Raw genomic sequence first — 7924 nt, 5'->3', positions numbered from 1 at the left:
TAATGGAGAAATCTAATCGGTATGTTATACCTGAGAGAAGAGTGAGGAGTTATCCAAGGGTTGTAAAAGGAAAACCTCAAAAATACCCAAGAAAAAGCCAGTCAATCTCTTAACTGACTGGCATTACTCCATCAGGAGGCTTTTTGCAGGGCTTTGGTATTATTGTGAAACCGGATTCTTTTTCAGGTTACGCATCAGAATGTTCAGGGTTTCCCGATGATGGGTTAGACGCTGTTCTACCAGCTGGAATTCAACTTTCAGCTTGTCATCCATTTGATGGATTTTTTCTGCCACCGCCGATTTCTTGGCCTGAATTTCCTGCTCTTTTAACTTGGCCCAGTCATTTAGGGTATGGGTAAAGGCTTCATATTCTTGTGCCAGACGCTGTTTGACGCTGCTGATGTCGTCATTGACATTGTGGCCATATACCGCCAGGTCCTGCTCGGCATATTTGAACTTCATCGCCAGTTCCGCTTTTTTAATATTAAAGCTTGGAATACGGCGCAGGTTTTTTGCCAGCCCCAGTTTCGAACAGCTCCAGATTAACCATTTGGTCGGATCATATTGCCACCATTTCACGCCATTACGGTAATCGTACTGGAAGATATGGTGATAGTTATGATAACCCTCGCCCCAAGTGGCAATAGCCAGCCAGAAGTTGTCACGTGCCGTATTTTCGTCGGTATATGGACGTTTGCCCCACATATGACACAGCGAGTTAATAAAGAAGGTCACATGGTGGCTCAGAATCAGACGCATCAAACCGCCTAATAGCAGAACACCCCAGATATCGCCAACAGCCCAGCCAATTGGGAGTAAAATGCCGACATGCACCAGAATCACTAACGGTACATAGTATTTATGCTGGAACATCACCAGTTTGTCATTCAGCAAATCTGGCGCATTTTTATAGTTTGGTTCGGCTGCCGGATAGTCACGCAGCATCCAGCCTAAATGGGCGTACCAGAAACCGTTATTGATCGAATACGGATCTTTATCGACATCATCGACATGACGGTGATGGGTACGGTGACCTGAGGCCCAGAACAGGATACTGTTCTGTACGGCAAAGGTGCCCATAATCATTAAAATGATTTTCAAAGGTAAAGTGGCTTCATAGGCACGGTGCGCCCATAAACGGTGATAACCTGCTGTAATACCCAAGCTGCTAACGCCAAGTAAAACAAACATGCTGATCCAAGCTGCGAGGCTAAAATCATGGTGGTAAGCATATAACGGGATGGCAATGATTGCGACAATTGGCAAGAACACCAGAGCAAAAACGGCAACCCAGTTAATTGGGGCTTTGGGTAGGGGAGCATTCATCTCCAACAGTACTCCTGAAAGCTGGGGAGGTGTAAAGAAGTGCTTAATCCATTACTTTTTGTATGGAATAAGATTTGAGCATATTAGCATGCGCGTTTCGGCGTCACTAGCATTATTGTACAGATGTATTGTACCAAACAGTAACAGAATAAGATTGAAGCTTCATTGATTTTATCGAAGGCTGCGGCATGATAAAGATAAATCCTTGATCAATGCGAAATCAATCACATGAGATACCGTAAAATTAGTTTAATTTTGCCGTATTTGATCGCGGTGGTTTTCATTACGGCCTGTCAAAGCACACCGCCGTCTTCTACAGCCTCCAAAGTCCAGTCACAGCCACGTGCGGTAAAAGCACCGGCAGCGGTTAAACGCAGTAGCGATGGTCTGCAGGATATTCGCTGGGAAATTCAAACCATTCAGGGGAAAAAGGCACGTTATTTTCATGCCAGCCCGTATTTAATTCTCAATTCCCGTTTTCAGAATCTGCAGGGCAATACCGGCTGTAATTCTCTTTTCGGCCGCTATCAGCTGCAGTTCAGTCAGGGCCGTTTAAGCCTGAACAGCCGTGCCACGCATAATAGTTGTGATCATGCGCTGGCGCAGGAAGCCGACTTGATGGATGCCTTGCAACGGGTCCAACGCTTCCAGTTACAGGGTAAAACCTTATATTTGCTGGATGAGCGCGGGCTAATGCTGATTCAGGCCAATCAACGCTAAATAGAAGTTCAATCAATATAAAATCAGCCTGTAACATGCAGGCTGATTGAGCGTCTATTTTTATTAAATATGCTGCATCATCAGTTTTGGAAAATCGGTAATTAATCCGTTAATGCCTAAATCTTTCAGCTGTTTGGCACGTTCTACTTCATTCACCGTCCAGACACTGACCCCCAGTTGTGCTTGCTGGGTGGCCTGAATCATGCGTGGGGTCGCCAGTTCATTCATCCAGCCAATCTGACAGCAGCCAAAGTGCAATGCCTGTTCAATCGCCTGTTCCTGGATATCTTCTTCAATCAGTAAACCGCGCTTAAAGGTCGACTGCTGCGCCTGTAAGGCCTGATGGATTTTCAGGTCAAAACTGGTAATCACAGCAGAATGTTCAAAGCCTTTGAGCTGCTGATGCAAGGCCAGAGTCAGCTGTTCAGCCTGCGCCTGGGTTTCCACCGCTTTAATTTCAACTTCGATATGTTCAAAGTTCTGGATTAGGGCCAGGGTCTGGTTTAAATACGGGGTGATTTCAAAATTCGACCAGTTTTTCCAGCCATAGGCCTGATTATAATGATGTAAATCTTGCGTGCTGCATTCATACAGCGGACGGTCCTGACCGGTGGTCCGGATCAAATGATCATCATGCATAATGACCAGTTGCTGGTCTTTGAGCTGACGTACGTCAAATTCGACAGCGCGTACGCCTAAATCCTGAATATACTGAAAACCGCCCAGGGTATTTTCCGGGGCTTCGCCGCGGGCACCACGATGTCCAATTATACGCATAACAGGCTCAGCGTTTGGGGAGGAAGTTTCATTGTGAGCCTTTAAGATGACCGGGATGTGACAGCGCTATTGTGCGCTGATCTTAAATTTATACAAGTCAGATCAGCGCATATTTTCATCAATTTTTTCTATGAAAATTACGGCTTTATTCAATCGTTTCGTTAATGTTTTTTTGCCACAGCACTTCAGCGCCACCTTCACTGCGTTGCAGGGTGCGTGAAGCCACAAATAACCAGTCAGATAAACGGTTTAAGAGCTGCAAAGACGTGGCCTGAATATTCTGGTCACGGCTATGCACTGACATCACGCTACGCTCAGCACGGCGGCAGACAGCACGGGCCTGATGGGCATAGCTACACGCCAAGGTGCCGGCAGGCAGAATAAAGTCCTTAAGCATGGGCAGGGTTTCATTCATCCGATCGATGTCGTTTTCCAGAAACTCGATTGATACCGGTTGTACCAGAGTAAAGCCCGGAATGCAGACTTCACCGCCTAAATCAAATAGCCAGTGCTGAATCAGGCTTAAAGATTTATCCCAGCTGGCTTTGTCCTGAATGGTGCTAGCGGTAATCTGTGCGCGCAGTACGCCAATGGTGGCATTCAGTTCATCAACATCGCCGAGTGCGGTAATGCGTAAATCATCTTTGGCAACACGTGAACCATCACCCAGACCGGTGGTGCCTGAGTCGCCAGTACGGGTATAGATTTTACTTAAACGGTGGCCCATAGCTGTTCCTTGAATTTTTAATCATGTGAATATAAAAAGGATCATGCCACAGTCACGACATGATCCTCAAAATTTATATGTCCTTTGGGGTGTTTAATATTTAACGGTTACGCCGACAGAGGCGAGGCGGCCCTCGTTGACATACCAGCCATCACCAAAGTTATCTGCAATTTTGTAATTAACGTCTCCGATATTCTGGATATTACTAAATAGCTTCATATTGGGGTTCAGATTCCAATACATATTGAGATCAACTGTCGCATAGCCAGGAGCCTTAACCTTGTTTGCTGTGTCAGTATAAATATCTGATCGAGCAATTAAAGAGGCACTAATGCCATAAGCGGCATTCTCTAAACCGGTTGATAAGGTAAAGGTTTGCTTTGGTCGGTATGCGAGGTTGTTATTGGTTTTTTTATTTTTTGAATCCGCATACGCATATTCTGTGCTCAAGAATAAATCCTGATTCCTCCACTTCAAGCCAATTTCACCGCCATTAACCTCAGATTTTTCTACATTCGCAAAACTTGATTTATTTTGACCAAGATAGTCACTCACAATGAGATTTTTTATATGGGTCTGGTAGGCAGATAAATAAGCAGTTAGTTGATCAGTGATGATTTGGTCGACACCAATTTCATAAGATATGCTCTTTTCCGGTTTTAAGTCAGGATTGCCATACGTTGGATAGAAGCCTTCAGAAAAATAGTAGAGTTCTGTCAAAGATGGAGCTTTAAAGGCCGAGCCAACATTCGCATAGATACTTGTCGCTGGTAGAATCTGATAGCGAATCGCACCTTGACCTACTGTATGAGTGCCGAAAAGTTCATTGTCTTCTGCACGGATCCCGATTTGGGTATTTAGCTTTTCAGATGAATACTGGTGTTGTAAATAATAACCAAGAGAGTCAATGTCTTGTTTCTTATCTTTTATAGAATTACTTTGAAAATCAGACTTCAGATAAGTACTACCTAACAAAATACTCTGCTGTGGTGTAAATGCCCAGCGAAGATTGACATCTCCCTCTTTATTTTCTGTATCAAATGGACCTGGTTCACTATCCTGAACATATTGATGATCAATAAAGTTTGAGAAACGTGCGGCAAGCGTCAAATTGTCAGCAATATCGTAGGCAATATTTGAGTTAATTAAACGGTTTTCGAAGAAACGTAACGCATCATTTTGGCCTGTCATCCAGTTATAGAACTGGTTAACACCTTCATTTTGGCTAATAGAGATACTTGCTTTTAAACCATCATTCTCATAGCCAACTTTTGCACCATATCCTTTTTGATCAAAACTGGCTTTTTGATTTTTATTCTGGTTGTCGAGGATTCTTGTGCCATCCGTTTCTAATCGTTGTCCACTAACCTGAGCATAAAATCCGTTATCAGTAACTAAATTGGCCTTGGTAATTGCCTTATATGTTTGATTCTCGCCATAGATCCCCGTAATTTCGGCGCCGGATTTTTCAGGTTTCTTGGAAAGCAGCTGGACGACGCCACCAATTGCATCGGTGCCATATTGTACAGAGGCAGGACCTTTTAAAATTTCAACTTGCTGAACATCTGTGGTATCTAAAAAAGTCGGGTATAACGGGCCATAATGATTTTGGCTATTTAAGCGAGCACCATCTTTAAGCACTAAAGTATGGGCTGCATTGGTACCGCGGAGTGTAATTTCTGAAATTTGTCCAAAGCCACCACTTTGCTTGATGTAAACAGAAGGATCGCGTTGAATGAGTTCAGAGACATTAAGAATAGGGTTTGATTCAATCGTCTTCTGATCAATGACCGAAATTCGCGCAGGCACATTGCCAATCTTCTCTTCAGAACGGGTGGCTGTAACCACCAAGGTATCCAGGGCCGCATTGACGGCAGGTTGCTCTTGAGACTCCGCAGCAAAGACAGAAGTTGAAAACCCCATCGCAAGAGCGATTGCACCTACCAAGGCAGTAGGTTGAAATTGAATAGACATGATATGTGCTCCATACATTCACCCCACGTGAATGATTGAGTTAAAGGGCACAACAAGCAGGTATCCGGACTTCAATGTGGCGCCAAGCATCTTGATGATGACCTGGACCTATATATCCACCTTCCCATATCTGAATACAGTGGTGTAAATCGTATGATTTAAACTGATATATGTTTCATTGTTACCGTTGCGGGGGCAGTGTCGGATTTTCACCAACTTCCCTAAAGCCAAGGCTTAAACTTGCTGTGAAACGGGCGCAGTATAAGTGCCGTATGCATTTTAAACAACTTGTGCAAGAATTATCAGGCTGAACTTTACTCAAGTGAAAAAATTTGCATTACAATGAGCCGGCCCCATATTTATAGATAGGCTATAAAGCGGGCATTACGAGAGCCAAACAAGTTATGCGAACCCGTGCCAAAATTTGCGGCATCACCCGGGTTGAAGATGTACATGCCGTCGTCAACAGTGGTGCAGATGCAATTGGTTTTGTATTTTATCCTCCAAGTCCGCGCAGTGTGAGCGCAGAACAGGCCAGCGTTCTGGTACAGGCCATTGCGCCTTATGTGCAGGTGGTGGGTTTATTTGTAAATAGCTCAGCCCGTGAGATTCAGGCCATTCTCAATACAGTCGCGCTGGACATCCTGCAATTTCATGGCGATGAAAGCCCGGAACAGTGCCAGTCAATTGCACAGCAGGTTGGACGTCGCTGGTACAAGGCGATTCAGGTTAAACCGGGCCTAGATGTGGTGGCTGAAATTCAAAAATATCAGCAGGCCGGTGCCAGCGCTGTACTTTTAGATGCCTGGCATCCTGAATTAAAGGGCGGAACCGGGCACAGCTTTGACTGGAGCAGCTTTCCCCAACTGGATATTCCACTGATTTTGGCCGGTGGATTAAACCCTGACAATATTGAAGACGCCATTCACACCACAGCTGCGTTTGCTGTAGATGTGAGCGGAGGCGTAGAATCCGCAAAAGGTATTAAAGACCAACAACTCATAGAACGCTTTATGCAAGGAGTCCATCGTGGATCAGCAAACTGTTAATACAGAAAAACAGGCAATTGACTATACCCAGTTCCCTGATGCAAAAGGGCACTTCGGTATCCATGGCGGACGTTTTGTGTCAGAAACCCTGATGGCGGCTTTAGAAGACTTGGAAAAGCTCTATTTCCGCATGAAGAATGATGAACAGTTTCTGGCAGAATTCGACCGTGATCTCGCTTATTACGTCGGTCGTCCAAGTCCACTGTATTATGCTGAGCGATGGTCGAAAGAGTTGGGTGGTGCACAGATTTACTTAAAACGCGAAGACCTGAACCATACCGGCTCGCATAAAGTGAACAACACCATTGGTCAGGCGTTATTGGCCAAACTTTCAGGTAAAAAACGTATTATTGCCGAAACTGGTGCCGGTCAGCATGGTGTGGCGACAGCAACCATCGCGGCGCGTTTAGGTCTTGAATGTGTAGTGTTCATGGGTGCGGAAGATGTGAAGCGCCAGGCCATGAACGTGTATCGTATGCGTTTGCTGGGTGCCAAAGTCGTCGCGGTAGAAAGTGGCTCTAAAACTTTAAAAGATGCCATGAATGAAGCGATGCGTGACTGGGTCACCAATGTCGATTCAACCTATTATGTGATCGGAACTGTGGCGGGTCCACATCCCTATCCGCAACTGGTGCGTGATTTCCAGTCCATTATTGGCCGTGAAGCACGCCGTCAGATTCAGGAACAAGCCGGCCGTCTGCCGGATGCACTTGTGGCCTGTGTGGGAGGTGGTTCTAATGCTATGGGCCTGTTCTATCCATTCCTGAATGATCAGGATGTGAAAATGTACGGTGTTGAAGCGGCGGGCTTAGGCATTGAAACGGGGAAACACTCTGCGCCATTGAATGCCGGTCATGTCGGTGTCCTTCACGGCAACCGTACTTACCTGATGTCAGATGAACAAGGTCAGATTATTGAAACCCATTCGATTTCTGCTGGTCTGGATTATCCGGGTGTGGGTCCTGAGCACAGCTTCCTGAAAGATATGCATCGTGTGGATTATGTGCCAATTAATGACCAGGAAGCTTTACAAGGTTTCCGTGACCTGACCAAGATTGAAGGCATCATTCCGGCATTAGAAAGTTCACATGCGATGGCGTATGTAACCAAGCTGGCGCCAACCATGTCGAAAGATCAAATTATTATTGCAACGGTTTCAGGCCGTGGTGATAAAGACTTGATGACGGTAGCGCGTATTGATGGCGTGGAAATGGTGGATATGTAAAAAATCTCCCTAACCCTCTTTAAGAAAGAGGGAATAGCCCTCCTTAGTAAAAGAGGGTTGGGAGGATTTAAATCGCATTCAAGCAATTGGGTGCGATTTTTTTATTGTTGTAATGAAAGTTCCCCA

7 protein-coding genes and 1 riboswitch are annotated in these 7924 nt (G+C 45.2%); of the genes, 3 read left to right on the top strand and 4 right to left on the bottom strand.

Features of this window, described 5'->3' with window-relative positions; translation table 11 throughout:
- Nucleotides 1–159 precede the first annotated feature (159 nt).
- Nucleotides 160–1326: an acyl-CoA desaturase gene (locus FTT68_RS12940; protein ID WP_005179996.1), complete on the bottom strand. Its 1167-nt coding sequence runs from the start codon at nucleotides 1324–1326 to the stop codon at nucleotides 160–162.
- A gap of 228 nt (nucleotides 1327–1554) precedes the next feature.
- Between FTT68_RS12940 and FTT68_RS12935 the strand changes: the two genes are divergently transcribed.
- Nucleotides 1555–2046: an META domain-containing protein gene (locus FTT68_RS12935; protein ID WP_180057709.1), complete on the top strand. Its 492-nt coding sequence runs from the start codon at nucleotides 1555–1557 to the stop codon at nucleotides 2044–2046.
- 63 nt (nucleotides 2047–2109) lie between these two features.
- Here the strand turns inward: FTT68_RS12935 and FTT68_RS12930 are convergent, their stop codons facing one another.
- The 3 genes from FTT68_RS12930 to FTT68_RS12920 form a co-directional block, all read right to left on the bottom strand.
- Nucleotides 2110–2823 carry a glycerophosphodiester phosphodiesterase gene (locus FTT68_RS12930; protein ID WP_005179990.1) on the bottom strand — a complete coding sequence of 238 codons (714 nt, stop codon included), beginning with the start codon at nucleotides 2821–2823 and terminating at the stop codon, nucleotides 2110–2112.
- Between the two features lie 145 nt (nucleotides 2824–2968).
- Nucleotides 2969–3550: a cob(I)yrinic acid a,c-diamide adenosyltransferase gene (locus FTT68_RS12925; protein WP_104484676.1), complete on the bottom strand. Its 582-nt coding sequence runs from the start codon at nucleotides 3548–3550 to the stop codon at nucleotides 2969–2971.
- Nucleotides 3551–3643: 93 nt separating this feature from the next.
- A complete protein-coding gene (locus FTT68_RS12920; RefSeq protein WP_180057706.1) occupies nucleotides 3644–5524 on the bottom strand; it encodes a TonB-dependent siderophore receptor in 1881 nt (626 codons plus the stop codon).
- Nucleotides 5525–5561: 37 nt separating this feature from the next.
- Nucleotides 5562–5783: riboswitch (cobalamin riboswitch) on the bottom strand.
- 145 nt (nucleotides 5784–5928) lie between these two features.
- On the opposite strand from FTT68_RS12920, the gene FTT68_RS12915 reads away from it, so the two are divergent.
- Nucleotides 5929–6573, top strand: coding sequence for a phosphoribosylanthranilate isomerase (locus FTT68_RS12915; protein WP_075168221.1), 645 nt, complete (start codon nucleotides 5929–5931; stop codon nucleotides 6571–6573).
- A complete protein-coding gene (trpB, locus tag FTT68_RS12910) occupies nucleotides 6554–7798 on the top strand; it encodes a tryptophan synthase subunit beta (protein WP_168405850.1) in 1245 nt (414 codons plus the stop codon). The genes FTT68_RS12915 and trpB overlap by 20 nt, the downstream gene beginning before the upstream one ends.
- Nucleotides 7799–7924 lie beyond the last annotated feature (126 nt).

The sequence above is a fragment of the Acinetobacter sp. Q85-2 genome, from assembly GCF_013420555.1.
Lineage (GTDB): Bacteria > Pseudomonadota > Gammaproteobacteria > Pseudomonadales > Moraxellaceae > Acinetobacter > Acinetobacter indicus.
This window is presented reverse-complemented; position numbering and strand designations above follow the sequence as displayed.